Source organism: Streptomyces sp. NPDC088116 (assembly GCF_044741745.1).
GTDB lineage: Bacteria > Actinomycetota > Actinomycetes > Streptomycetales > Streptomycetaceae > Streptomyces.
Genome location: NZ_JBIUTF010000002.1, coordinates 800,645 through 824,346 on the forward strand (window position 1 = coordinate 800,645; position 23,702 = coordinate 824,346).

22 protein-coding genes are annotated in these 23,702 nt (G+C 72.2%); 16 read left to right on the forward strand and 6 right to left on the reverse strand.

Annotation, left to right across the window (positions count from 1 at the left end; translation table 11 throughout):
- Window positions 1–21 precede the first annotated feature (21 nt).
- Window positions 22–1,071: a zinc-binding dehydrogenase gene (locus ACIOJD_RS09820; RefSeq protein ID WP_401910404.1), complete on the reverse strand. Its 1,050-nt coding sequence runs from the start codon at window positions 1,069–1,071 to the stop codon at window positions 22–24.
- A gap of 429 nt (window positions 1,072–1,500) precedes the next feature.
- Between ACIOJD_RS09820 and ACIOJD_RS09825 the strand changes: the two genes are divergently transcribed.
- The 3 genes from ACIOJD_RS09825 to ACIOJD_RS09835 are packed head-to-tail and all read left to right on the forward strand — an operon-like array spanning window position 1,501 to window position 5,023.
- The gene (locus ACIOJD_RS09825; protein ID WP_401910406.1) at window positions 1,501–2,169 is read left to right on the forward strand and encodes a response regulator transcription factor; all 669 of its coding nucleotides are present in this window, start codon (window positions 1,501–1,503) and stop codon (window positions 2,167–2,169) included.
- Entirely contained in the window at window positions 2,166–2,816 is a 651-nt protein-coding gene (locus ACIOJD_RS09830) for a DUF4255 domain-containing protein (protein ID WP_401910409.1), read from the forward strand. Before ACIOJD_RS09825 ends, ACIOJD_RS09830 begins: the two co-directional genes overlap by 4 nt.
- A complete protein-coding gene (locus ACIOJD_RS09835) occupies window positions 2,813–5,023 on the forward strand; it encodes an ATP-binding protein (RefSeq protein WP_401910410.1) in 2,211 nt (736 codons plus the stop codon). Before ACIOJD_RS09830 ends, ACIOJD_RS09835 begins: the two co-directional genes overlap by 4 nt.
- Before the next feature lie 38 nt (window positions 5,024–5,061).
- On the opposite strand, the gene ACIOJD_RS09840 is transcribed toward ACIOJD_RS09835, so the two are convergent.
- Window positions 5,062–6,501: an RICIN domain-containing protein gene (locus ACIOJD_RS09840; protein WP_401910413.1), complete on the reverse strand. Its 1,440-nt coding sequence runs from the start codon at window positions 6,499–6,501 to the stop codon at window positions 5,062–5,064.
- A 246-nt stretch (window positions 6,502–6,747) separates the two neighbouring features.
- On the opposite strand from ACIOJD_RS09840, the gene ACIOJD_RS09845 reads away from it, so the two are divergent.
- The 5 genes from ACIOJD_RS09845 (at window position 6,748) to ACIOJD_RS09865 (ending at window position 10,917) form a co-directional block, all read left to right on the forward strand.
- Window positions 6,748–7,959, forward strand: a complete 1,212-nt coding sequence (locus tag ACIOJD_RS09845) for a DUF4765 family protein (RefSeq protein WP_401910416.1) — start codon at window positions 6,748–6,750, stop codon at window positions 7,957–7,959.
- Between the two features lie 178 nt (window positions 7,960–8,137).
- Entirely contained in the window at window positions 8,138–9,727 is a 1,590-nt protein-coding gene (locus ACIOJD_RS09850; protein WP_401910419.1) for a phage tail sheath family protein, read from the forward strand.
- A 91-nt stretch (window positions 9,728–9,818) separates the two neighbouring features.
- On the forward strand, window positions 9,819–10,259 hold the full coding sequence (locus ACIOJD_RS09855; protein ID WP_401910422.1) for a phage tail protein: 441 nt from the start codon (window positions 9,819–9,821) through the stop codon (window positions 10,257–10,259).
- Window positions 10,259–10,765, forward strand: coding sequence for a hypothetical protein (locus tag ACIOJD_RS09860; RefSeq protein WP_401910425.1), 507 nt, complete (start codon window positions 10,259–10,261; stop codon window positions 10,763–10,765). The genes ACIOJD_RS09855 and ACIOJD_RS09860 overlap by 1 nt, the downstream gene beginning before the upstream one ends.
- Entirely contained in the window at window positions 10,762–10,917 is a 156-nt protein-coding gene (locus ACIOJD_RS09865; RefSeq protein ID WP_401910427.1) for a DUF6760 family protein, read from the forward strand. Before ACIOJD_RS09860 ends, ACIOJD_RS09865 begins: the two co-directional genes overlap by 4 nt.
- A gap of 149 nt (window positions 10,918–11,066) precedes the next feature.
- Here ACIOJD_RS09865 and ACIOJD_RS09870 read toward each other — a convergent pair whose 3' ends face one another.
- Both ACIOJD_RS09870 and ACIOJD_RS09875 read right to left on the reverse strand, forming a co-directional pair.
- Window positions 11,067–11,465: a hypothetical protein gene (locus ACIOJD_RS09870; protein WP_401910430.1), complete on the reverse strand. Its 399-nt coding sequence runs from the start codon at window positions 11,463–11,465 to the stop codon at window positions 11,067–11,069.
- Between the two features lie 1,764 nt (window positions 11,466–13,229).
- Window positions 13,230–14,033, reverse strand: coding sequence for a hypothetical protein (locus ACIOJD_RS09875; RefSeq protein ID WP_401910432.1), 804 nt, complete (start codon window positions 14,031–14,033; stop codon window positions 13,230–13,232).
- A gap of 227 nt (window positions 14,034–14,260) precedes the next feature.
- Here ACIOJD_RS09875 and ACIOJD_RS09880 point away from each other — a divergent pair, with 227 nt between their 5' ends.
- The 8 genes from ACIOJD_RS09880 (at window position 14,261) to ACIOJD_RS09915 (ending at window position 22,799) form a co-directional block, all read left to right on the forward strand.
- Entirely contained in the window at window positions 14,261–14,698 is a 438-nt protein-coding gene (locus ACIOJD_RS09880) for a phage tail protein (protein WP_401910433.1), read from the forward strand.
- Window positions 14,699–15,472: a LysM peptidoglycan-binding domain-containing protein gene (locus tag ACIOJD_RS09885; RefSeq protein WP_401910435.1), complete on the forward strand. Its 774-nt coding sequence runs from the start codon at window positions 14,699–14,701 to the stop codon at window positions 15,470–15,472.
- Window positions 15,472–17,373, forward strand: a complete 1,902-nt coding sequence (locus tag ACIOJD_RS09890) for a VgrG-related protein (RefSeq protein WP_401910438.1) — start codon at window positions 15,472–15,474, stop codon at window positions 17,371–17,373. The genes ACIOJD_RS09885 and ACIOJD_RS09890 overlap by 1 nt, the downstream gene beginning before the upstream one ends.
- Window positions 17,373–17,864, forward strand: a complete 492-nt coding sequence (locus ACIOJD_RS09895; protein WP_401910441.1) for a GPW/gp25 family protein — start codon at window positions 17,373–17,375, stop codon at window positions 17,862–17,864. Before ACIOJD_RS09890 ends, ACIOJD_RS09895 begins: the two co-directional genes overlap by 1 nt.
- Window positions 17,864–19,831: a putative baseplate assembly protein gene (locus ACIOJD_RS09900; RefSeq protein WP_401910444.1), complete on the forward strand. Its 1,968-nt coding sequence runs from the start codon at window positions 17,864–17,866 to the stop codon at window positions 19,829–19,831. Before ACIOJD_RS09895 ends, ACIOJD_RS09900 begins: the two co-directional genes overlap by 1 nt.
- On the forward strand, window positions 19,828–20,400 hold the full coding sequence (locus ACIOJD_RS09905) for a phage tail protein (RefSeq protein ID WP_401910447.1): 573 nt from the start codon (window positions 19,828–19,830) through the stop codon (window positions 20,398–20,400). Before ACIOJD_RS09900 ends, ACIOJD_RS09905 begins: the two co-directional genes overlap by 4 nt.
- Window positions 20,397–21,881, forward strand: coding sequence for an NADase-type glycan-binding domain-containing protein (locus tag ACIOJD_RS09910; RefSeq protein ID WP_401910450.1), 1,485 nt, complete (start codon window positions 20,397–20,399; stop codon window positions 21,879–21,881). Before ACIOJD_RS09905 ends, ACIOJD_RS09910 begins: the two co-directional genes overlap by 4 nt.
- Before the next feature lie 165 nt (window positions 21,882–22,046).
- The gene (locus ACIOJD_RS09915; RefSeq protein WP_401910452.1) at window positions 22,047–22,799 is read left to right on the forward strand and encodes a MerR family transcriptional regulator; all 753 of its coding nucleotides are present in this window, start codon (window positions 22,047–22,049) and stop codon (window positions 22,797–22,799) included.
- Here ACIOJD_RS09915 and ACIOJD_RS09920 read toward each other — a convergent pair.
- Both ACIOJD_RS09920 and ACIOJD_RS09925 read right to left on the reverse strand, forming a co-directional pair.
- Window positions 22,776–22,958 carry a hypothetical protein gene (locus tag ACIOJD_RS09920; RefSeq protein WP_401910455.1) on the reverse strand — a complete coding sequence of 61 codons (183 nt, stop codon included), beginning with the start codon at window positions 22,956–22,958 and terminating at the stop codon, window positions 22,776–22,778. The two genes, ACIOJD_RS09915 and ACIOJD_RS09920, sit on opposite strands and share 24 nt — an antisense overlap.
- Window positions 22,959–23,006: 48 nt before the next feature.
- Entirely contained in the window at window positions 23,007–23,684 is a 678-nt protein-coding gene (locus ACIOJD_RS09925) for a GPP34 family phosphoprotein (protein WP_401910458.1), read from the reverse strand.
- Window positions 23,685–23,702: the final 18 nt, after the last annotated feature.

Sequence of the window (23,702 nt, forward strand, 5' to 3'; positions counted from 1 at the left end):
GCCGGCACCGCGGTGAGTCGATCAACGCGCCCCGGCCTGCGGGGTGATGACCGTGATGCCCGCGGTCGTGGTGCCGTCGCTCAGCGCCGCCAGGGCGGCCGGGGCCGCGTCCAGGGAGATGGACGTGGACACCAGCAGGTCGGGGCGGAGCAGGCCCGCGTCGATCTGGCGCATCATGTCCGGGTAGGCATGGGCGGCCATGCCGTGGCTGCCGAGGACTTCGAGTTCCTGGGCGACGACGCGGGCCATCGGCAGGGGCGTACGGTCCGCCGGGAGCAGGCCGACCTGTACGTGCCGGCCCCGGGTCCGCAGGCTCGTCACGGACGCCGCGCAGGTCTCCGCCGAGCCGAGCGTGTCGAGGGAGACATGTGCGCCGCCGTCCGTCGCCGCTCGTACGGCGGCGGCCGTGTCGGGCACCGCTCCGGCGTTCACGCACACCGCCGCGCCGAACCTCTTGGCCGACTCCAGCGCGCCCGGGGCGACATCGACCGCGACCACGCGCGCTCCGGCGGCCACCGCGATCATCACGGCGGAGAGGCCGACCCCGCCGCAGCCGTGGACCGCGACCCACTCGCCGGGGCGGGTACGGCCCTGGGTGACGACGGCGCGGTAGGCGGTGGCGAAGCGGCAGCCGAGCGCCGCCGCCGTCGTGAACGACATGGTGCCGGGGACGGCGACGAGGTTGGCGTCCGCGCGGGGCACGGCGACGTACTCCGCGAACGACCCCCAGAAGGTGAACCCCGGCTGCTCCTGGCGTTCGCAGACCTGCTGGTCACCGGCCGCGCATGCCGCGCACGTACCGCAGGCGCAGACGAAGGGGACCGTGACCCGGTCGCCCACACGCCAGTTCGCGACGTCCGGGCCCACCGCGGCCACCTCCCCGGCGAGTTCATGGCCGGGCACATGGGGCAGGGCGATCCCTGCGTCGTGGCCCATCCAGCCGTGCCAGTCGCTGCGGCACAGGCCGGTCGCCCCGACCCGTACGACCACACCTGCCGGGGCGGGCTCCGGGTCGGGTACGTCCCGTACCTCGGGGAGACGCCCGAACTCCTCGAACACCACGGCCCGCACGCGCACCACACACCTTTCGCGTTTTCCGACGGTCGGACGCCCATCGGATCACGGGGGCACCGGCCTTCGGAAGGGGCCCGGCGCTGACAGGGCCGGGATCTCGGGATGGTCGCGCAGCGCCGTGACGACCGCGTTCACCGCCGCGCGTCGCACCAACACGATCGCATCGACGCGGCCATGTGTTGACTGTGCCGCAACGGCATGGTGTCAGCTGGCACACGGTCCCGCCCTCACAGTCGCGGTACCCAGGACGAGAGTTGTGCCCATGTGTGCCCCGGTCCTCCCAGCGGCAGTGGCAGCGGCCGCCATGCCATGCCCGGCCGTCGCCGACGGCGATGTCCGGTGTGTGCACGACACTTCCAACCCGGCCAAGGAGAAGTCCGATGACGCACCACGGCAACCGGATCGAACTCACGCCCGGCGGGGCAGATGCGTAGTAGTCCCAGTCCTCAACCGGCCGCGATGACACTCGACAAGAGAATTCCCGTGGTGGTCCACGCACCGGATCCGATCTCCCGGGAAGGAACCATCAGCCAGCTCCGGCGGCACCCGGAGGTGGACCTCGTCGACGAGGTCACCCCGCACGACGACGGCGTGGCCGTACTCCTCGCCGAATCGCTCAACCAGGCGTTGCTGACCCAGTTGCGCAGACTCGTCCGCAGCGAGGGCATGCGCCTCGTCCTGGTGGTCAACGTGATCCGCGAGGCAGAGTTGCTGGACGTCATCGAATGCGGCGTCGGCGCCATCGTCTGGCGCCACGAGGCCACCGGCCGCCGGCTGCTCCAGGCGGTGACCGCGGCCTTCCACGGCAACGGTGACCTGCCTACCGATCTGCTCGGCCGGCTGATCAGCCAGGTCGGAGCGTTACGGACGGGAGCGGTGGGCAGCCCCGGCGCCCGGACCAACTATCTCACCCCGCGCGAGATCGACGTCCTGCGACTGGTCGCGGAGGGATCGGACACCGCGGGGATCGCCGGGAAGCTGTCCTATTCGGAACGGACCGTCAAGAACATCATGCAAGGACTCACCACCCGGCTGGACCTGCGCAATCGCGCCCATGCCGTGGCCTACGCGCTGCGCGAGGGGTACATCTCTTGATTCACGAAGTCGACGGACTGCTGCGGAAACTGCTCCAGGGCGGCGCGCTGACCGGAAGCGACATCGAGATCGCCTTCGACGCCCCGACCAGCGATTGGGCCGCCCGGCGCAACGCCCCGGTCCTGGACTGCTACCTGTACGACATCCGGGAGGACGTCAACCGGCGGCAACGCGGCGTGGCCCCTGTCCGCGACGAGCGGGGAGTCACCGTCAGCCGGCGGCGCGCCCCGCGCTGGTTCCGGCTGTCGTACCTGCTCACCGCCTGGACCAAGCGGCCCGAGGACGAACACCGGCTGCTGTCGGCCGCGTTGGCCACCCTGATGCCCCAGGAGGTGCTGCCGCCCGGCAGCCTTCCGGAACCGCTCGCGGCACTTGGCCTCAGCCTGCCGCTCACGGTCTCCGGGGCGCAGTCCGAGTCCCGTTCCCTGGCCGAGATCTGGTCCTCGCTCGGCGGCACGCTCAAACCGTCGCTCGACCTCGTGATCACCGTGCCCTTCCCGCCCTACCCCGACTACGACGCCGGACCGCCGGTCACCGAGGGCGCGTTGGTGCGCGCCCGCGAACTGGACGGCCCTCTGGAGGACGACGACCGGATGCACCAGCCGCGCCACCTCGCCCGGACGGACACGGGAGCACGCACCCGGTGACCGACAGCCCGGCTCCCTCGCCCGATGTCTCCTCCTCCACTCTCCGTGCCGACGATCCGGCGCGCGCGGTGGTCGCCCGGCTCACCGCGCTGCGGATACGGATAACCGCCCTCGTCGAACAGCGCGGCGCCGGGGACCCCACCGCGGCCGACCCGCTGCGTGGCCTCTACCTGTCCGACGAGGCCGTACGCCACCATCTGCGGGGACGGCCGGGCGACTTGCCGCCCCCGCAGGAGCAGGCGAGGCCGGGTCCCACCGGTGAGTCGCCAGGGGACGACAGGCCGCGGGCAGGCGACCGCCTGCACCGGCTCGCCCTCCGCCTGGGCCTGACCGAGCTGGACACCGCGGCCCTGCTCATCGCGCTCGCACCCGACCTCGACCGCGGATTCGAGCCGCTGTACGGCTACCTCAACGACGACGTCAGCCGCCGCCGGGCCACGGTCGGGCTGGTGCTCGACGTCTGCGGGCTGCCCGCTGCGCATGCCGCGGCCCGTGACCGGTTCCACCTCTCGGCGCCCCTGCCGTCGCTGGGCCTGCTGATCGTCGAGGAACCTGAACGGCCCTTCCTCAGCCGCTCGTTGCGCGTTCCGGACCGGCTGGTCGCGCATCTGCTGGGTGACGAGACACTGGACGCCGCGCTCGACGGACACCTTCGTCCGCTTCCGGCCCTGTCCGACGGGACGACCGCGGGCGAAGGCGGCCCCCTGGCCCACCGGCTCGCCGAGCACCTGATACCGCACCGGACGTCCCGGGCCGATCCGACACGACCGACCGGACAGGACCTCGCCGCGGCGCCCCTCACGGTCTACCTGCGCGAGAACCGGGAGGGCGACGGTCTCCTGTGCGCGGCCACCGCGCTGCGGGCCGCCGGATACGGTGCGCTGCACTACGCCCCCGTATCCGCGGGGTACGGAGACGGACACGAGGCGGGCGGCGAGGCGGGCGCCGGGCTCGACGACCACGCCACCGGACTTCCTCGTCCCGCCCCGCACGGCCCGGTGCGTGAACTGCTGCGCGAGGCGCGGCTGCGCGGCTGCGGGATCGTCGTCTCCGAGCTGCCCGAACGGCCGGGACCGCTGATCCGGGCGCTGTCCGTACGCGACGTACCGGTGCTGTTCACCGGGACACGGCCCTACGACCCGCAGTGGTCCGACGGCGATCCGCTGGTACTGGAGGTGGACCGGCTGCCCCTGGGCGGGGTCGAGGTGTGGTCGGCCGCGCTCGGTATCGGCCCGGCGGACGACCCCGGGTTCGACCTGGCGGCGACCGTCGCCCCGTACCATCTCGGCGGTGAGCGGATCCGCCGGGCCGCGCGGTCCGCGCTGAAGCTGGCGGCCTTCGAGGGCATCCCTCTCGCCGCGAGCCATCTGCGGCGCGCGGCACGCCAGTTGTCCGCTTCCGGGCTGGAGCAACACGCCCGCCGGATCCGGCCGGACGTCGGCTGGGACGACCTGGTGCTGCCCGACGAGCCGCTCGGCCACCTCCGCGAGCTGGCCCTGCGCGCCCGACACCGCGACCGGGTGCTCGGCGAGTGGCGGCTGAGCGCGGGCGGCGGGCGGGGGCACGGGGTCCTGGCGCTGTTCGCCGGGGAGTCCGGCACCGGCAAGACCCTCTCCGCCGAGGTGGTCGCCGCCGATCTGGGGCTGGACCTGTACGTGGTGCAGCTCTCCTCGGTCGTCGACAAGTACGTCGGGGAGACCGAGAAGAACCTGGAGCGCGTCTTCACCGAGGCCGACCGTACCGACGCCGTACTGCTCTTCGACGAGGCCGACGCGGTCTTCGGCAAGCGCTCCGAGGTCAAGGGCTCGCACGACCGCTACGCCAACATGGAGAGCGCGTATCTGCTCCAGCGGCTGGAGGCGTTCGACGGCATCGCCCTGCTCACCACCAACCTGCGGGCCAACATCGACGATGCCTTCACCCGCCGGCTGGACCTGGTGGTGGACTTCCCGTTCCCCGACGCCGGGCAGCGGCTCGCGCTGTGGCGGCACAGCCTGGTCCATGTGCCGTGCGAGGAAGGTATCGACCTGGGCCCGTGCGCCCGCGAGTTCGAGCTGGCGGGCGGCTCCATCCGTAGCGCGGTGGTGACCGCCGCCTACGCGGCGGCCGACCGCGGCGAACCGGTCACCGGCGCCGATCTGCTGGCCGGTGCCCGGCGGGAGTACCGAAAGGCGGGCCGCCTGGTGCTGGACGAGGTGTCCTGGTGAACTCCTGCTGAGCGGCGGCCCGCACCTCACGCGTGCGCTCAGTTCCGCTGGTTCTCGGGCATGACGTCGGGCTTGACGATGAACCAGATCTGATCGTCGTCCTTGGAGCAGTCGTGGAGAGTGAGGCGCGTGCCGTCCGGCCTGTTCTTTTCCTTGGAGACGAAGCCGGCGACGTCCAGGCAGAGCTGGTCCCTGGAGTAGTTGTGGATCCAGTGGAGACCGTTCGTGTCCGGCAACTCCTCCAGCCACCAGAGCTGGTCGTCGTTCATTTCGCGGGTGCAGGGCGTCTCCAGCACGCCCTTCGGGCCCGTCGTCGCGCCCTTCTCCGACATGTCCATGCAGTAGCCGTCCTTGGTGTTGCGGATCTGGACGAGGTCGGAGTCGCCCGGCCCCTTTCCCTTGAACACCGTTTCGAGATTCCACAACTGGCGGTCCTTGGACCCGTCGCAGGAGAACTGGGCGGTGCCCCCACCCGCCTTGCCGTTCTCGACGATCGGGGCGGCGCACTTCTGCGTCGTCCCGTTCCGGAGCAGGACACGGGCGAACTTGTCCTCCGGCTTCGGCTTGTCGGCGCCCTCACCGCCGCCGCCCTCACCGCCGCCGCCCTGCTCGTCACCGTCGGGCTCCGGCTGGGTGGGCTCGGGCTCCGGGGCCGCGGACGGCGGGGGGCTGGGGGCCGGCGGTTGCGGGGGCGGCAGTGAGGTGCCGGCCTGCTCGGCCCGGTCCTTGGCCTGGGTGTTCACCTGCGGCTTGTACGCGAACCAGATCGTGACGAGGGCGATGCCCAGCACGAGCACGAGGCTCAGGACCATCCCCAGCCAGCGCGGCAGCAGCCCCGGCTGTTCGTAGGTGCCCGGTACCGGCAGCGGTTCGGCGCCGGAGCGCTGCACGGAGAGTGTGAAGGGCCGCGACTCCTTGGAGCCCGCCCAGATGATCTCCCGTGGTTTGAGGGTGCTCTTGACGAACGCGGCCCGGCCGGGCTCGATCTGGACGTTGGCCGGGTGGATGTCGTACGAGATCTGGTCGCCGTTGTCGCTGCCGCTGATGGACGCGGTGAGCTTCACGTTGCCGACGTTGTCGATCGCGAGTTTCGGCCGCCCCCGGAACCTGCCCTTCACCGTCTGCGGCACGAGTTCGGCGCGTACCTCGCTGAACGGCGTGACGGTGACGTTGCCCTCGGGGACGGTGGTGGCCCCGGGATGCTCGGTCGGGACGATCTGCACGCCGTACGGATTCGGCCCGGCCGTCGCGTCCGGGGTCCGGGGCGGCGCGAAGGTCAGTTCCACCGTCCCGGTCGTGCCCGGATAAAGCCGGAGCGTCTGCGGCTCCACGGTCGTCCACGGGGTCGGTTCGCCGACGGGTACGAAGCGGTACTCGTCGACGACGTCGCCGGTGTTGCGCAATCGCAGCCGCACGGTGGTCGAGCCACCGGGGTCCACGGTGGTCGAGGCGGGTTCCAGGGAGGTCCAAAGGCTCACCGTACGACGCTATGGCGGGCGCCCGGGGCCGGTAACAGGCGTGGGGGCACGGTCCGTTGCCTGAAGGTCTCGGCGCGCTGCCCCGGTGGGCGCCCCGCGGGCCTCGGGGCCGGGCGGATGCCCCCACGGCCCGAGGAGGCTGCCCCTGGGCCCCTGGCGACGGCGTGTACACGGGGCGTAGGAGAAGGAGCGTACGCATCCGATCAGCGGGAGCGTACGTATCCGACCGAGGAGAGGCGACGGCCGATGCACGCGCAACGAACGCCGGACAACGAACGGTCCCCCGACCGGTACAGGCCCCTGGCCCGCCCCGCGACGGCCCGTGCCACCGCGGGAGCGGCCGCGCACGCCGCGTTCCGCGGTCCGATGACCCCGGGCCGGATCGCCACCCTCCAGCGCCTGGCGGGCAACGACGCGGTCGTCCAGAGACTGGCACAGGAACAGGAACAGGACCGGCACGAGCACGACGGGGCCTGTGGGCACACGCCGCCCGTACAGCGCTCGACCGTCCCCGACGTGCTGGCCACCCCCGGGGAGCCTTTCGACGGCCCGATGCGCACGGAGATGGAGGCCCGGTTCAACAGGAACCTGTCCCATCTGCGCACCCACACCGACACGGCCGCCCAGCGCTCGGCGGCCGAGATCAACGCGGAGGCGTACACCTCCCGTAACCACATGGTCTTCACCCAGCGGAGCATGCGGGACCCCCATGTCGTCGCCCACGAGATAGCGCACACCATCGACCAGGAGAACGGACCCGTTCCCGGGACGTTGCAGAGCGACGGGACGCGGATGTCGAGCCCCGGCGACGATGGCGAGAAGAGCGCCGAGGCCAAGGCGCGCGAGGTCATGAGCAAGCCGGTGGCGGCGGGTCCGGTGACGGACTCCGCCACGGCGGTGGAGCGGTCGGCCGGATCCGCGGCGGAGCCGGCCGTGCAGCGGGTGACCGACCTGAGTACGACCGCCACGACCCTCACGGAGGACGACTCCGATTACAGCTCGGAGGACGATCTCACCGCCCAGGAGAAGCACCTTCCCTCTCCGACGTCCGAGAGCGCGGTCAAGCAGGCCGTCGACAGCGGTGCCGACACGACGGTGATCCTTTACCGCGGGGAGATCATGCAGAAGATCCGGCGGATGGTGCAGAACAGCTCCGCCGGCGGGGCCGCGCCCGACGGCGGTACCCAGCCCCCGAGCGACGAGGCCACGGCCAAACAAGCCCACAGCGGCCGCCTTCTCCCGGAGTTCACCACAGACCCCTACATAGCGCGGCAGTACAGCAGGCAGGGCCCCAAGGGCATCATCGTGGTGGAGATCAACACCAGGTACCTCAAGAAGTGCTCCGCCCCCGAGAACGGCTGGGCGGCGGAGCACTCCGCTCCCGTCAAGGTCCTCGCCGTGGTGGACCGGAGCGACGGGAAACCCGCCGACGCCGGTATGGGCGTGAACGCGTCGTAGGTGGTCGTCGTGGCAGGGGTGACAGCCCGCCGCGCCTGCCCGTTGGGGGCGCGGCTGCCCGTTGGGGTAACGGCGGTGCCCTCGAACAGGTCCTGAGGGACCTTCCGCCTCGATCCGCGGCGAACCAGTGTGGACGCTGTTCCACCGTCCAGCCACTTTCCCCGAGGAGCACTTGCGCATGCCGTCGTATCTGTCGCCAGGCGTCTACGTCGAGGAGGTCGCCAGCGGCTCCCGCCCGATCGAGGGGGTGGGGACCTCGGTGGCCGCCTTCGTCGGACTCGCGCCCGCCGGACCGCTGAACACGCCGACGCTGGTGACCAACTGGTCCCAGTACGTCGCGTCGTTCGGGGAGTTCACGGACGGGTACTACCTGGCGCACTCCGTCTACGGCTTCTTCAACAACGGCGGCTCCGCCGCCTACGTCGTGCGGGTCGGCGGCGCGGACCAGGGGGAGACCGGGGCCGCCGGCGCCCCGGCCGCGGTGACCGGGTCCGCCGGCACCCCCGCCGGGCTTCCTCCGGGCGCCCCCGCCGAGTTGGGCACGTTCACCGTCCAGGCCCTCACTCCCGGCGGCGCGCTCAGCGTCGAGGTGGCGGACCCGGAAGGGGAGGGTCCGGCCGAGCGGTTCAAGCTGATCGTCATGGACGACGGCAAGGTCGCCGAGTCCTTCGACGTGAGCGCCAAGAGGGGCAACCGCTCCTACGTGGTCACGCAGGTCAAGGAGCGCTCCAAGCTCATCACCGTCCAGGAGTCGGCTCCCGCCGGGCAACTCGCCCGGCCCGAGAACCAGTCGGTGGCCCTGGCCCGTCCCGCCGCGCCCGCTCCGGCCGGCGACCCCGTCGAGGCGACCGTCGACCACCCCGGCCCCGCGCAGTACCTCGGCGACTCCGCCGATCGCACCGGCTTCGGCGGCCTGGAGGCGGTCGACGAGATCTCGATGGTCGCCGTTCCCGACCTGATGGCGGCCTACCAGCGCGGCGCGATCGACCTGGAGGCGGTCAAGGTCGTCCAGCTCGGGCTGATCGCGCACTGCGAGCTGATGGGTGACCGGGTCGCCGTGATCGACCCGCCGCCCGGTCTGAACGCCCGTGACATCCGGGTCTGGCGGCAGGAGACCGCGGGGTACGACTCCAAGTACGCGGCCCTCTACTACCCCTGGATCAAGGTCTTCGACCCGGCCACCGGCCAGGCGGGCCTGGTCCCGCCGAGCGGTCACATCTCCGGCATCTGGGCACGCAACGACTTCGAGCGCGGCGTGCACAAGGCCCCGGCCAACGAGGTGGTGCGCGGCGCGATCGACCTGGAGACCCAGGTCACCCGCGGGGAGCAGGACCTGCTCAATCCGATCGGTGTCAACTGCATCCGCGCCTTCCCCGGCCGCGGTATCCGCGTCTGGGGCGCGCGCACCCTCTCCTCCGACCCGGCCTGGCGGTATGTCAACATCCGCCGGTACTTCAACTACCTGGAGGAGTCGATCCTGATCGGCACCCAGTGGGTGGTCTTCGAGCCCAACGACCATCACCTGTGGGCCCGTATCCGGCGCAATGTCTCCGCCTTCCTGGTCAACGAGTGGCGCGGGGGCGCCCTGTTCGGGTCCAGCCCGGAGCAGGCCTTCTACGTCAAGTGCGACGAGGAGAGCAACCCGCCGGAGTCGGTGGACCTGGGCCGGGTCATCTGCGAGATCGGCATCGCGCCCGTCAAGCCCGCCGAGTTCGTGATCTTCCGGCTGGCCCAGTTCTCCAGCGGAAGCGGGGAGTTGGAGGAGTAGAGCGGTGGGCGTGGGAGTTCCACCGCGCATCCCTCCCGGGGTCGGGGTCCCGATCCCCGTCGGCATCGAGTAGAAGGACAGAGAGCGGCTCATGATCGCGCCTGGCGATACCCTCACTTCACATAATTTCGGCCTGCAGATCGACGGCGTCATGGTCGAGTACCTACAGAAGGTCGACGGCCTGAGCTTCCAGCAGGACGTCATCGAATTCCAGCAGGTCTCCGCCACCGGCCAGCCCAAGACCAGCAAGATGCCGGGGGTGCAGAAGGCCGGCGAGTGCACGGTCGTGCGCGGCATGACGCAGTCCTCGGCGTTCACCGAGTGGATCCAGCAGTCCATCGCGGGCAACATGGCGATGGCCCGCAAGAACGCCACGATCCTCGTGATGGACACCGAGAACAACCCGGTCAAGCGGTACAACATGCGGAACGCCTGGTGCTACAAGATCGACGCCAGCTCGGTCGAGGCCGGCCAGGCCTCCGCGCTGACCGAGACCGTGAGCATCACCTACGAAGAACTGGTCATCGAGTAATGCGCCGCAGCGCCGTCCGGGCGTCGGCAACCGATACGGCCACGGGTACGGAACCGGCCGCAGACCCTGCCGGGACGCCCGCTCCCGAGCCCGCTCCGCAGGCCGAGTCCGCCGCGCGGGTCGCCGGACAACAGCGTCTCCGCACCGAGTTCGAGTTCGAGCTGCCGCGCGGATACGTCGACGAGTCCGGCACCGTACACCGCACCGGATCCATGCGGCTGGCGACCGCCAGGGACGAACTGGTCCCGCTGCGGGACGTCCGGGTGCAGGAGAACCCGGCGTATCTGTCGGTGGTGCTGCTGGGCCGGGTCATCAGCCGGCTCGGCACGCTGCCGATGGTGCACGACGGGGTGGTGGAGAACATGTTCGCCTCCGACCTCGCCTTCCTCCAGGACTTCTACCGCCAGGTCAACGCCGAGGGCCACACCAGGGCCGGGGTGACCTGCCCGCATTGCGAGCAGCCCTTCGAGGTGGAGCTCGCGGGGAGCCGCCTGGGGGAATCGTGACGTACGCGGCCGACCGTATCCACGAGGAGATCGCGTACATCGCCTACCACTTCCACTGGAGTCTGGAGGACATCCTGGACCTCGAACACCGCGACCGGCGGCGCTATGCCCAGGAGATCGCCTCCCTCGTCACACGCGCCACGGAGGGGTAGATGGGACTCCTCGACAGGCTGCGCGGCCGGACCCGAGCGGCCGACGGCGAAACGCCCGCGCAGACCGGGACGGCGCAGACCGGGGCGGGGGATGCCGCTGTCCGTCCGGCGTCCGGAGGGGAGACGCCGGACGGGGCGGCTCGTACGGTTCAGACCGTGACGGGCCGCGGGGCGGCCGGTTGGTCAAGCCTGCCCCCGATCCGGCCGACCGCCGCCGCCCGGCCGCCGCGCGGGGTCGCCGACCCCGGCTTCGGCGGCGCGCTCACCACCTGGCAGAACCCCTCCTTCGCCGGGACGCTGTCGCACGCCGTACTCGACGGCGCGCCGGGCGGCCTGGTCCGGGACGTCCTCGTCACGTCGGGCAGGCCGTCCCCGGACCTCGGGGTGCCCTCGCCGGCCCTGCCGGTGGCCCGGCCGGAGGAACCGGCAGAGCCCGCGGGTGCGGTGGCCGACGACGCGATGCCCGCAGGTCCGGCGACCGCGGCGCCGGTGGTCGCCCGGTCGCTGGGGCCCCGGGTGCGGCCGGTGCGGCCGGGTGCCGTACGCACCGCCCGCCCCGCAGGTCTGACCACGGCCCCGGCGGCCCCCGCCGTACAGCGGCGGGCGCTGCCGACGGCCACGCCGACGCGTCGGCAGTCCGCTTCTGTTCCGCCCGTATCTGCCCCGCCTGCCCCTGCCCCGCCTGCCCCTGGTCCGTCTGCTCCTGGTCCGTCTGCTCCTGGTCCGTCGCCGGCACCGGAGGCCGGGGTGCCCTCGTCCGAGCGGCCTACGGGGAGCCGCCCGGACGTGGCGGCAACGGGAATGCCTCCGTCACCCGCCGCCCCGCCACCGCCTGTTCAGCGGCGCGAGTCGGCCAGGGGAGAGGGACGTGACTCGACGAGGCAGGACGCAACCGGTCCGTCCGCCGGGGCGGCCCCGGTCCAGCGACGTACGGGTCTGGGCGCGCCCCTGACCGGGACGTCCCCGGCACCCGTTCAACGGCGCGTTCCGTCCGCTACGGGTGCGCCGCCCGCCACCGCCTCCGGGCCCCGCCTCCGTACGGGCGGGCCCCGCCTCCGTACGGGACTGGGCGTGCCCCTGCCGTCGGCCCCGGCTCCGATGGAGAGTCCGCAGGCGCCGACACCGTCGTCCGAGCCGGTACGACACGAAGCACCCCGGGACGTGTCCACACCACCCCCGCGCTCCGAGGGGACCACGCCTCCCGCGACCGCCGCGCCGGTCGTACGGCCCGCGATGAGGTTCCCGGCCCCCGCTGCCGCCTCCGCCGTGGATGCCGACGCCGTATCAGCCGAGCCCCGCAGAGAGACCGGCAACGAGGCCGGCCGTCCCGGGCTCTCCGCCTCGCTTCCCCTGGCATCGGCGCGCCCTCTGACCTCCGCGCTTCCGACGGCGGCCCCGACCGGGCCCGCCTCCGTACAGCGCACCGGTGCGCCAACGGCGGCGCCGTTGCGTCGCGTTGGCACGGGGGCCGCGCCACGGCCGGGGGGTTCAGCGGCCGGGCCGGTGAACGGGCGCTCGTCGGCAGTCCCCCTCCCGAACACCACGACCACCGGTCGCGATCATCGGACCGCCCCGACGGTGCGGCGCACGCCCGCGCCGTCCGCGTCGGCGACGCCACCACGGACACCGCGTCAGCCGGTGTCCGCTGCTCGGACCGTCCCTCCCGCGGCGCGGCCCACTGCCGCGCCGCGGTCAGGCGCGGGCGGTGGCGTGAGCGTTCCGGTGCAGCGCAGGGCGGCCACGTCGGGAACGGCGCGGTCGACCGGAGCCGGTCCTCCTGAGGCGGCGCAGCCGCCCGTACAGCCCGCTCCGGTGCGACGAACCGGCGGCGAAGGGGCAGGAGTTGACGCACCGCTATCACTGGAGCGGCCGACAGAGTCCCGCACTCCCGTACAGCGCGAGGCGCGCCCTTCGCCGGTGCCGTCACCCTCGCGGCCCGCGCCCGGCCGACCCGGTCAGCCCACCGCCACGGGACGTATGGACGGAGGGCCTGAGGCGGCGCCAGTCCCCGGGCCCGCCGCGGCCGATGCCGCTCCGGTGCGGCGCAAGGCAGCCACACCGGAGACCGGACGGCCGAGCGCCGGTCCTCCCGCCGATGCGACGCGGTCGCCCGCGCCCGCGCAGCCTGTACGGGTGCGGCGGCCTCGGGACGCCGGTCCGACCACTGCCGTCCCGGCACCCGCGACGGCGCCACAGCCCAGGTCCTCGGCGGTCGATGCCGCTCCGGTGCGGCGCGGAGTGGCCCCCTCGGGGTCCGTGCGATCGACCGTGCGACCGGCCGTACGACCGACTGTGCGACCGGCCGGAACCGATTACCCCGACGCGACGCGGGCGCCCTCGCAGCCCACCCCCGCGCGATCGGCGCAGGCCCGTACGCCCGTACAGCGCGCCGCCGTGCGACCGTCCACCCCGCCGGTACCACCGCAGGGGCAGCCGAAGACGCGGTCGGAGGGGCCCGACGCTTCGGCGTCCGGCGGGGCGACGATGCCGGGGCCCGCGACCCGGGCCCCGTCGTCCGCACCGCCCGCGGACCCTGTGGCGCGGCGCACGGCCAAAGCCCGTACGCCCGCCGTGCCACAGCCACTCGCACCGCCACTCCCGCAGCCCGGCCATGCGCCGGTGCGGCGGTCCGTGGACGGTGGTCCGGGCGCCGCCGTGCCGGTACGGCGAACGGCGCCCCCTCCCCACCACGTGGCCCAGTCACCCGCGAAGCCGCGGCCGGCCACACCCCGGCGTGCCTCGCCCGCCGTACCTGTACCCGTACCGCTGCGGCGGGCGGAACCCGTACCGCCCGTGGCGCTGCCCGTGCAGCGGAACAGCGCCACACCGGCCCGTACGACCCCACCGCCAGGTCTGCTGCCGTTCCCGGGCGCGGCCCCGGCACCGCCGCCACCCCCGGCGGCAACGGCCCCGCCCGCCCCGGCCGTCCAGCGCCGCTCCACCTCCCGACCCCCGCAGACGAGGAGCACGACGACCAGCACGAACACCACCGAGCCCACGCCCACGTACGCGAGCACCGGCACGCAAACGGACGCAGGCGTACGTACCGACACCCGCAAGTCCTCCACCACGGCCCAGCGCGGCGGCACCGCCGCCTTCGATGCCCGGAAACTCACGGGCCCCCAGCTCGACGAGCTGGTCCATCGTCTGATCGGCCCGCTGACCCGACTGCTGAGAGCCGAATTCCGCCTGGACCGCGAGCGAGTCGGCAAGCTCCGTGACTCACCCCGCTGACCACCTGACCGCGTGCCCCGCCCACTGACCCGACCGCCTGACTGACGCCCGACGTCCGGGCGAACCCCAGCACCGCGCTCGGACGTAGCAAGAAAGAAGGCCGACCCCGATGCCCAGTGATCTCGACCCGGGATCCACGATCTTCTTCACCCTGACCATCGACGGCGAGAGCCTGGGGTACTTCAACGGCTGCGAGGGCCTGTCCTCCGCGGTGGAGATCGAGAACCACCAGGAAGGCGGCAACAACGGCTTCGTCTGGCAACTGCCGTCCCGCGTCACGTTCTCCAGCATCCGGCTCACCCGCCCCCTCACCCCGGACACGGCGAAGGTCGCGGCCTGGATCTCGTCCGTCACCACCGGCGTCACCCGCCCCACCGGCCAGATCGCCGCGCTGCGCGCGGACGGTTCCCTGGTCGCCCAGTGGGGTCTGATCGACGTGCTGCCGGTGAGCTGGCAGGGGCCCTCGCTCAACCCGGAGAACCCGGCGGTGGCCACCGAGGTGCTGGAGATCACCCACCACGGCTTCACGGATGCGGGGGCGGCGTAGATGGCCGGCTACGGAAGCAGGGGCGGATCCGGGGGCGGCGGCAAGGGAGGTAAGAGCGGCAAGGGAGGCGGCGCCGGCAAGAGCCTGGTGCGCGCCTCGCTCGCGATCCACCAGCCGCCCGTCGGGAAGAGCACCAGCCCGGGTGCGCTGATCAAGAACTTCACCTTCGACTTCAACCCGTCGCAGCTCACCATGAGCCGCCGTACGGACTGGAAGTTCACGCCGAGCCCGGCGGTCCGTGACGGCTCCATGCCGGAGTTCATGGGCCCCGAGCCCCGGCAGCTCGGCATCGACGTGTTCCTGGACTCGTCCGACGAGCCGAACGGCAACAGCGTGCTGAAGAAGGTCGAGGCGCTCTTCTCCTGCTGCGAGGTGACGGCGGCCAGCCTCGCCGCCAAGCAGCCGTCGACGCCGTGGGTGGTGTTCCAGTGGGGGGCGTTCTCCACCGCCCGCTTCACGGCCTACGTCGAGTCCGTGGACGCCACGTACACCCTCTTCGGCACCACCGGAGTGCCGATCCGGGCCGCCTGCCAGGTCCGGCTGCATGAGATACCGGGCACGACCAAGGGACAGAACCCCACGTCGGGCGCGCTCACCGCACGGCGCGTCCACCGGGTGGTGGCGGGCGACTCGCTGCAGTCGCTGGCCTGGCGGGAGTACGGGGACGCCGCCGTCTGGCGGGTGATCGCCGAGACCAACGGCATCGACGACCCTTCGCGGCTCGCACCCGGCACCGAACTCGTGCTGCCCGCGGTCGAGGAGGTGACCGCCTGATGACGAAGATCTCCTACTCCAGTGTCATCCACATCCGGCTGAACGACAGGCCGCTGCCCCGCCCGATCGAGAACCAACTGTCCGATGCCTGGGTGGACTTCGGGGCCGGGGTGCCCGGCGCTTTCCAGCTCACCTTCCGTGACGAGGACCGCAGACTGCTGGAGGAGATGAAGATCGACATCGGCTCCAAGGCCGTGCTGGCGCCCGTGGCGAACGGCAAGGGGGCGCAGGATCCGCTGTTCACCGGCGAGGTCACCGGGTTGGAGAAGGACTACGACGGCACCGGCACGTTCACCGTCGTACGCGGCTACGACCTCGGCCACCGCATGCTGCGCCAGCGCCGCGTGGCCGGATACACGAGCATGTCCGCCGGCGACATCGCCAAGCGGCTGATCAAGGCGAGCGGGATCACCGTGGGAAAGATCGAATCAACCGGGGCCCCGTACGACTTCATCACCCAGGACAACATCAGCGACTGGGACTTCCTGGCCCGCCTGGCGGACGACAGCAAGAAGGTGATGTTCCTGGACTCCGACGGGAAGTTCCAGTTCGTCAGCCGCAAGCGCGCCGCCGGGGCGCCCCCCAAGAGCGTGGACAGCGACACGAACCCGTTCGTGCTCAAGGGCGGCGAGGACATCCTGCGCTGCCGGATCTCCGTCACCTCCGCCGACCAGGTGCCCCAGGTGCAGGCGCGCGGCTGGAACGTGCGGAGCAAGAAAGCCATCACCGCCCAGGCGCCGGCCACCAACAACACCGCCCTCGACCTCGGCACCGAACCCGGCGCAGGCAAGGGGAAGTTCAAGCCGGCCAAGCTGGTCGACACGTCGAGCCCCTACGACCAGCAGCGGGAGGTCGGACGGGCGGCGCAGTCACTGGCCGACGACGTGACGTCGGCCTTCGCCGAGCTGGAGATGACCGTGCGCGGCAACCCCAAGCTGCGCGCCGACATCCCGGTGACACTCACCGACGTCGGCAAGCCCTTCGACGGCAAGTACACGATGACAGGTGTCCGCCATGTCTTCGAGCCGGGCAGCCACTACCAGACCTGGGTGACCGTCAGCGGGCGCCAGTGGCGGTCTCTGTACGGCCTCGCCTCCGGCGGCGGTGCGGCGGACCGGTCCCGGCTGCCGTCCGTGGCCAACGCGATCGTCACCGATGTGAAGGACCCGCTGCGGCAGGGCCGGGTGAAGCTGAAGTTCCCCTGGCTGGACGCCACTTACGTGAGCGACTGGAGCCGCACCGTGCAGTTCGCCGGGGTGGGCGGCGGCAGCATCCTTCCGCTGGACGTCAACGACGAGGTGCTGGTGGCGTTCGACCGCGGCGCCCTGGACCATCCGTACGTCATCGGCGGCCTCTACAACGGCAGGGACAAGCCGAAGCCCGGCGACGTACCGCTGCACGACCCCCTCAAGGGCAAGGCGACCCGGCACACCCTCGCCGACCGGGAGAACAACCGCCTGGACCTGCTCAGTCAGAAGATCGGCAAGCGCGGGGTGCGGCTGAGCACCGGCAACGACCGGCTCACCATCAACCTGGACCGCACCAGGACCGAGATCACCGTGGACAGCGCGGGAAGCGTCGTCATCAAGGGAACCCGGTCGGTGTCCGTCGAGGCCGGCGCCAACCTGAGCATGCGCGCGAAAGGCACCATGAACCTCCAGGCCGGGGGAGCGATGACCCTCACGGCGGGCGGCGCCCTGTCCGCCACCGCGGGCAGCACCTTCAACGTCAAGGGCGCCACCGGATCGATCCAGGCCGGGACGCTGAACGTGACGGGCGGGGCGATGAACATCCAGCCCGGGGTCCTCCATGTCGTGACCCCCGGCGCCGTCACCATCGGCGGCACCTCGGTCGCGCTGACCGGCCTGGTCACCGTCAACACCAAGCCGGTGCCGCTCTGATGGCCGGGCAGTTCGTCGGATCCGGCTGGTCCTTCCCCCTGCGCGTCAGTCCGACCGGGGGCATCGCCCTGGTCAGCGGGGAGCGGGAGATCGAGGAGGCCATCCGGCTGGTGCTCGCGACCGCGCCGGGCGAGCGGCCGATGCGGCCCGAGTTCGGCTGCGCCGTCCACGACCTGGTCTTCGCACCGGTCAACGAGGCCACGGCGGGCCGCATTCAGCACGAGGTGTACACCACCCTGGACCGCTGGGAGCCCCGTATCGAGGTGCGCGAGGTGGAGGTGACCGCGGGCGACGACCCGGGGGTGCTCTACATCGACGTCCGCTACGTCATCCGCGGCACCAACAACCCGCGCAATCTCGTCTTCCCGTTCTACGTCATCCCCTCCCACGACGATTCCGATCCGTCCTCCGACCCCTCCTCCGGTCCTCCCCCGTCCGCCGCAGACCCCGACGGCACCGGCGGCGGACCGGCCACCGAAAGCGACCGCTGATGGCACTGCCCTCCCCGAACCTCGACGACCGGCGCTTCCAGCAGTTCGTCGACGACGCCAAGCGCTACATCCAGCGGCGCGCCCCCGAGTGGACCGACCACAACGTGTCCGACCCCGGTGTCACTCTCGTGGAAACGGTCGCCCACATGGCCGACCAGATCGTCTACCGGCTCAACCGGATCCCCGAGAAGAACCACCTGGCCTTCCTCGACCTCGTCGGCATCACCCTCTTCCCGCCGTCCGCCGCGCGCACCGAGCTCACCTTCTGGCTGTCCGCCCCGCAGGAGGACCCCGTCAGCGTGCCCCTGGGCACCGAGACCGCCACCCGGCGCGCCGACGGCGACGAAGCCGTCGTCTTCGCCACCGAGCGCGAACTGACCGTCGTCCCCTGCGAGTTGCGCCATGTCGCCGTCCAGCACGGCGGGCAGCCGGTCACCGACCGCACCACGGACCTCGCCGAGGGCACCGACCTGCTGTGCTTCGCCGAATCCCCGTCCCCCGGCGACAGCATGATGCTCGGGCTCAGCGCCGCCGTCCCGCACTGCGCGGTCGCGCTGCGGCTCGACAGCCGGGTCGACGGCGTCGGTGTGGACCCCCGGCAGCCGCCGCTGGTCTGGGAGGCGTGGACCGCCGACGGCTGGGTGGTCTGCGAGGTCGACCAGGACACCACCGGCGGCCTCAACCGCCCCGGCGACGTCGTCCTGCACATTCCCGGCGGGCACATCCTCTCCCGCACCGGGCGGCAGGAAGCGGGCTGGCTGCGCTGCCGGGTCACCGAGCCCGGGGCCGGCCAGCCCTTCTACACCACCTCGCCCACCGTACGGTCGGCCGAGACGTTCACCGTGGGCGGCACCGTCCCCGCCGTCCACGCCGAGACGGTGCGCGACGAGGCCCTGGGCGAGTCCACCGGGCTGCCCGGCCAGCGGCTGCGGCTCGCCCACGCACCCGTCGTCGGCGACGTACCCCCGCTCGACCTCCAAGTGGCCGACTACGCCGGGCAGGAGGGCTGGAAGGACTGGGAGGTCGTCCCGCACTTCGCCGCCTCCGGCCCGCACGACCGCCACCTCACGCTCGACGCCGCGACCGGCGAGATCGCCTTCGGCCCCGCCGTACGCGAACCCGACGGCACCCTGCGCCAGTACGGGGCCGTACCGCCCAAGGGCGCCGTGATCCGGGCCCGCCGCTACCGCACCGGCGGCGGCCGCACCGGCAACGTCGCCCGCGGCACCATCCGCACCCTGCGTGACTCAGTCCCGTACGTCGCCGAGGTCGTCAACCGCGAGGCCGCCCAGGGCGGGGTCGACGGCGAGAGCGTCGAGGAGGCCAAGACCCGCGCCCCCATCACGCTGCGCGCCCAGGACCGGGCCGTCACCCTGCGCGACTACGAGGAACTCGCCCGCCGCGCCGCCCCCGAGACCGCCCGTATCACCTGCCTGGAGGGCGAACCCGAGGAGCACGGCTCCTACGCCGTACGCGTCCTCGTCGTCCCCCGCGCCGTCCCCGACCCCGGCGGACGGCTCCGCTTCGAACAGCTCGTCCCCGCCGACACGCTGCTCCGGCGGATCACCCGCCACCTCGACGAACGGCGGCTGATCGGCACCCGGCTGGCCGTCGGCCCGCCGTACTACCAGGGCATCACCGTCGTCGCCACCGTCCACGCCTTCCGCGGCGTCGACGCCGACCGCGTCCGGCGCGACGCCCATGATGCCCTCCACCGCCACATCGACCCGCTCACCGGCGGCGCCGGCGGCACCGGCTGGCCCTTCGGCCGCCCCGTCCAGGCGGGCGAGATCTTCGCGGTGCTCCAGCGCGTCCCCGGAGTGGAGCTGGTGGACGAGGTACGGCTGCACGCGGCCGATCCGCTGACCGGCAAACGCGGCGACCGGACCGACCGGATCGACCTCGATCCGCCGTCCCTCGTCTTCTCCTACGACCACCGCGTCCGGGTGATCGGGGGCGCCTCATGAGGGGCTCCGTCGACGGCCTCGCCTCGTCCGCCCCGCTCGCGGCGATGCTGCCCAGCGTCTTCGCCGACGACGACCTGGCGCAACGCTTCGTCGCCGGGCTCGACGAGGTCCTGGCTCCTCTCCACAACGTCCTGGACTGCCAGGACAGCTACTTCACCCCCGCCCTCGCGCCCGCCGACTTCACCCGCTGGCTCGGCGGATGGATCGGCGCCGAGACCGACGGCATCGAGGACGATCACCCGGAGGGCCTGGCCCGGCTGCGCGACGCGGTCGGCGCCGCCGCGTACCTGCACCGGGTCCGCGGCACCCGCGGCGGCCTGGCCGAGACCGTACGGCTCGCCTTCGGCGTCGATCCGGAGATCACCGAGAGCGGCGGCGCGACCTGGAGCGCCCGCCCGCGCGGCACGTTCCCCGGCGAACCCCGCCCCGGGCTGCACGTCACGCTGCGCCTCCCGTCGCCCACCCCTGCCGACGAGCACCGGCTGAACGACATCGTGGCGGCCGCACGCCCCGCCCACGTCCCCTACACGGTCCAGGTGACCGCCGCGGAAAGGACCCAGCAGACATGACCCCCAGTCAGGCATCCGGCGACGGTGACACCGGGAAGCCGGCCGTGATCTGCGCCGAGTGCGGTACGCGGCACGAGAGGGAGCAGTCCTTCTGCGACGGTTGCTCCGCGCTGCTGCCCTGGACGCCCACCCGGGTCCCGGCCCAGCACCCCGACCGCGAGGCCGTGCCCGGTACCGGTGCCGTCCCAGGGACGGGGCGCCACGGCTCGCAGAGCCCGACGACGGTCCGTCGGGACGCCATGCCCGGACCGGAGCGGCCGGACTCCCCTCCGGGCGGACCCAGGTGGACCGATGCCGACCCCGACGACGTATCGACCCAACCCGTGCCCCGGACGGCGGCCGGGACGCACGAAGCCGCCGCGGAGGCCACCGGGACCGGCTCCGCCGCCACAGACCAGGAGCGGGAGCGGGATCGGGAACGGGACCAGGAGTGGGCTCCGGGCCGGGATCAGGAGTGGGACCCGGGCCGGGATCAGGACAGGGGCCGGGGCCGGGATCAGGACCGGGACCGGGACCGTGGCCGGGATCAGGACCGGGACCGGGAGTGGACCCCGGGCCGGGATCAGGACAGGGAACGGGAACGGGATCAGGACCGGGACCGGGCGAGAGCCCTCCTGGTGCCCGTGGCCGACGCCCAGGGCGAGCCGGAGAGCCCTCCGTACGTATCCCCGGTACTGCCCGGCCGCCCCGCCCCCGCCCGCCCGGAGGTCCGTGCCCCGGACGAACCGGAGGTGCGGGGCGGCGTCGCGTGCCCCTGGTGCCACACCGCCAACCGCCCCGACCGCCACTTCTGCGCCCGGTGTGCCATGCCGATGGCCGAGCGCACGGAGAATCCGGCCCGCCGCCCCTGGTGGCGACGGATGTCCGACTACCGCGACAGGGAGGCGCCCTGGGCCGGCGACCGCCCGCGCCTGCGGCGCCAGGTCGGTCGCATCCTGCGCTGGGTGGGTCTCGCGGTGGTACTGAGTCTGGTGGCCTGGGCCCTCTTCCAGACCCCGCGGGCCGTCGACGCGGTACGCGACCACTTCGCCAAGCGCGCCCCGGTCGCGCCGGACTCCTTCAAGGCGTCACGCTCGTACCCCGATCACGGCCCGGACGAGGCGTTCGACGTGGTCAGCAACTCCTGGTGGGGGCCCGGGGTCAGCCAGTCCGCCGAGGGCGAATGGCTGGAGGCCCGCTTCAAGGACCCGGTACGCCTGTTGGACGTCGGAATCACTCCCGGCCAGTCCTCCCGCGGTGACACCCTCACCGAGTCCGCGCTCCCGCACCGCGTCGAGGCCCGCATCACCACGGTGGACGGCAAGACCACCACCAGGGAACTCAATCTCGATCAGGGCGCCGGCTTCCAGCGCCGCCCCTTCCGCGCCCAGGAGGTCACCGCGGTCCGCTTCACGATCCGTTCGGCTTACGGAGCCGACGCCGAGAAGCAGGTGGCCATCGCCGAGGTCGAGTTCTTCGGTCCGTCCAACGCGACCCGGTAGAAAGCCGGCAGAGGGAGTCGTCCCGGCACCCGCGACTCTCCGAAGCGAATGTTCCACGCCACTTTGGCGGCTTCTGGCGTGACCGCGCTTGACCATGCCGCTACGGCACGTTTCGACTGGCATCCGTCGGCGCGACCGCGTCGACGGAGCCGCTTTCGAAACGAGATGACGGTCGTGGCCTGGAGCACCCGAGAGATCGCCGAGCTCGCCGGTACGAGCCTGCGGGCGGTACGGCACTATCACGAGGTCGGTCTGCTGGAGGAGCCGGAGCGGCGTGCCAACGGCTACAAGCAGTACGGCGTCGCTCACCTCATCCGGGTGCTGCGGATCAAGCGCCTGACCGACCTCGGGTTCTCGCTGTCCCAGATCGACGCCATGGGCGACGCCGAGGATCACCCCGAGGAAGCCCTGCGCGCCCTCGACGCCGAACTCGCCGCCACCATAGAACGACTCCAACGGACCCGCGCCGAACTCGCCCTCATCCTGCGCCAAGCCTTGTCGCCCGACCTGCCGCTCGACTTCGTCCCGGCCGTCGCCGAAGCGGAACTGTCCGACGCCGACCGCTCACTCGCCGTCGTCCTCACCCGAATCCTCGGGCCACAAGGTCTGCAGACCTACACCGATATGCTGCAAGCCCTTCCCGACCATCCCGTTGCCGCGGAGTTCGACGACCTGCCCGCCGACGCCGATGAACGGACGCGCCAGGACATCGCCGAGCGCCTTGTCCCCTACATCCACGCGCTCCACGCGAAGAACCCCGGACTGCGCAACGCCAACGAAGACGCCCCGGGCGGCGCGCGCTTCGTGGAGCAGACGTACAGCAAGGCCATCAACGACGTCTACAACCCCGCCCAGCTCGATGTCCTGCGGCGAGCACGGCCGCTCCTGCGCGCATCACGGCGCACCGACCCCGCCTGACCAGAGACGCGGGGCCGGAACCACTCCGCCCTCTTCCTGAAGGCCGCCCTCTTCCGGGAAGAGGGCGGCCTTCAGGAAGAGGGCGGCGACGAGTGCGTAAGCGGCCCAGGCGGCCGCGCGGACTCTCTCCAGGTGCTCCTCCGCAGTGGGGGTGTGCACAGAGCTGGGCTGTGGTCGGTGTCCCGGTGCGCGCGCCGCCTTCGGTGCTCAGCCGCTCCAGCCGCCTCCGACGGCCCTGCTCGACAGGTACGAGTCGCGCAGCGCCTTGCGCAGGCCGGGAACGACGCTGTCGTACCGCGTAGCGAGCGCCTTGAACGCCTGCTTGTGCGTGCGGAGTTCGTTCCCGGTGAACACGCTGGTCACCTCGACTTCGGCGGCGAACACGGCCATGGTGAGCTCGTCCACCGGGACTGTCACCGGATCGGTCCCGCGAAGGACGGTGTTGCGTACCTTCTCCTGCTGGGCGAGCACCTGCTGCGGTTCGTTGACGGTGACCCGGTCGACGGTGAGCAGTCCCAGTCGCTTCTGGTGCTGGACCGTGATCGCCCCCGTCGCGGCAAGCTGTTCGCGGATGGGCTTCTCGGCCGTGTGGGCCTTGTTGTGCACGAACTGGAGCCAGTGCTTCGCCTTCTCGGTGGGCAGGTCGTGCCACACCTCGGCGAGGAAGGGGTCGCCCGGCGGGTTGGCGGCGCGTCGTGCGACCTTCCCTCCCTTGGCGCTGAGCAGTCCGGCGAGGGCCAGCTCGGTCAGCGCCGCGGCGCGCAGCAACTGGCCGCGCCCCTGGAGATTGGTGAGTTCGAACTTGCCTTTGCCGACGGTGTAGCAGAGCAGGTAAAGGCGCTGGGGCAGGCTCTGGGTTCGGCATGGGGACGGGGTCTGGTGCATCTCTCTTCCTCAGATTTA

Bases quoted from the DNA above. Each gene is read 5' to 3' on its own strand.
- ACIOJD_RS09850 (WP_401910419.1), top strand. From the start codon at position 8,138: ATGCCGTCGTATCTGTCGCCAGGCGTCTACGTCGAGGAGGTCGCCAGC.
- ACIOJD_RS09895 (WP_401910441.1), top strand. From the start codon at position 17,373: ATGGCCGGGCAGTTCGTCGGATCCGGCTGGTCCTTCCCCCTGCGCGTC.
- ACIOJD_RS09845 (WP_401910416.1), top strand. From the start codon at position 6,748: ATGCACGCGCAACGAACGCCGGACAACGAACGGTCCCCCGACCGGTAC.
- ACIOJD_RS09905 (WP_401910447.1), top strand. From the start codon at position 19,828: ATGAGGGGCTCCGTCGACGGCCTCGCCTCGTCCGCCCCGCTCGCGGCG.
- ACIOJD_RS09825 (WP_401910406.1), top strand. From the start codon at position 1,501: ATGCGTAGTAGTCCCAGTCCTCAACCGGCCGCGATGACACTCGACAAG.
- ACIOJD_RS09860 (WP_401910425.1), top strand. From the start codon at position 10,259: ATGCGCCGCAGCGCCGTCCGGGCGTCGGCAACCGATACGGCCACGGGT.
- ACIOJD_RS09900 (WP_401910444.1), top strand. From the start codon at position 17,864: ATGGCACTGCCCTCCCCGAACCTCGACGACCGGCGCTTCCAGCAGTTC.
- ACIOJD_RS09915 (WP_401910452.1), top strand. From the start codon at position 22,047: ATGACGGTCGTGGCCTGGAGCACCCGAGAGATCGCCGAGCTCGCCGGT.
- ACIOJD_RS09855 (WP_401910422.1), top strand. From the start codon at position 9,819: ATGATCGCGCCTGGCGATACCCTCACTTCACATAATTTCGGCCTGCAG.
- ACIOJD_RS09925 (WP_401910458.1), bottom strand. From the start codon at position 23,684: ATGCACCAGACCCCGTCCCCATGCCGAACCCAGAGCCTGCCCCAGCGC.
- ACIOJD_RS09885 (WP_401910435.1), top strand. From the start codon at position 14,699: ATGGCCGGCTACGGAAGCAGGGGCGGATCCGGGGGCGGCGGCAAGGGA.
- ACIOJD_RS09880 (WP_401910433.1), top strand. From the start codon at position 14,261: ATGCCCAGTGATCTCGACCCGGGATCCACGATCTTCTTCACCCTGACC.
- ACIOJD_RS09890 (WP_401910438.1), top strand. From the start codon at position 15,472: ATGACGAAGATCTCCTACTCCAGTGTCATCCACATCCGGCTGAACGAC.
- ACIOJD_RS09910 (WP_401910450.1), top strand. From the start codon at position 20,397: ATGACCCCCAGTCAGGCATCCGGCGACGGTGACACCGGGAAGCCGGCC.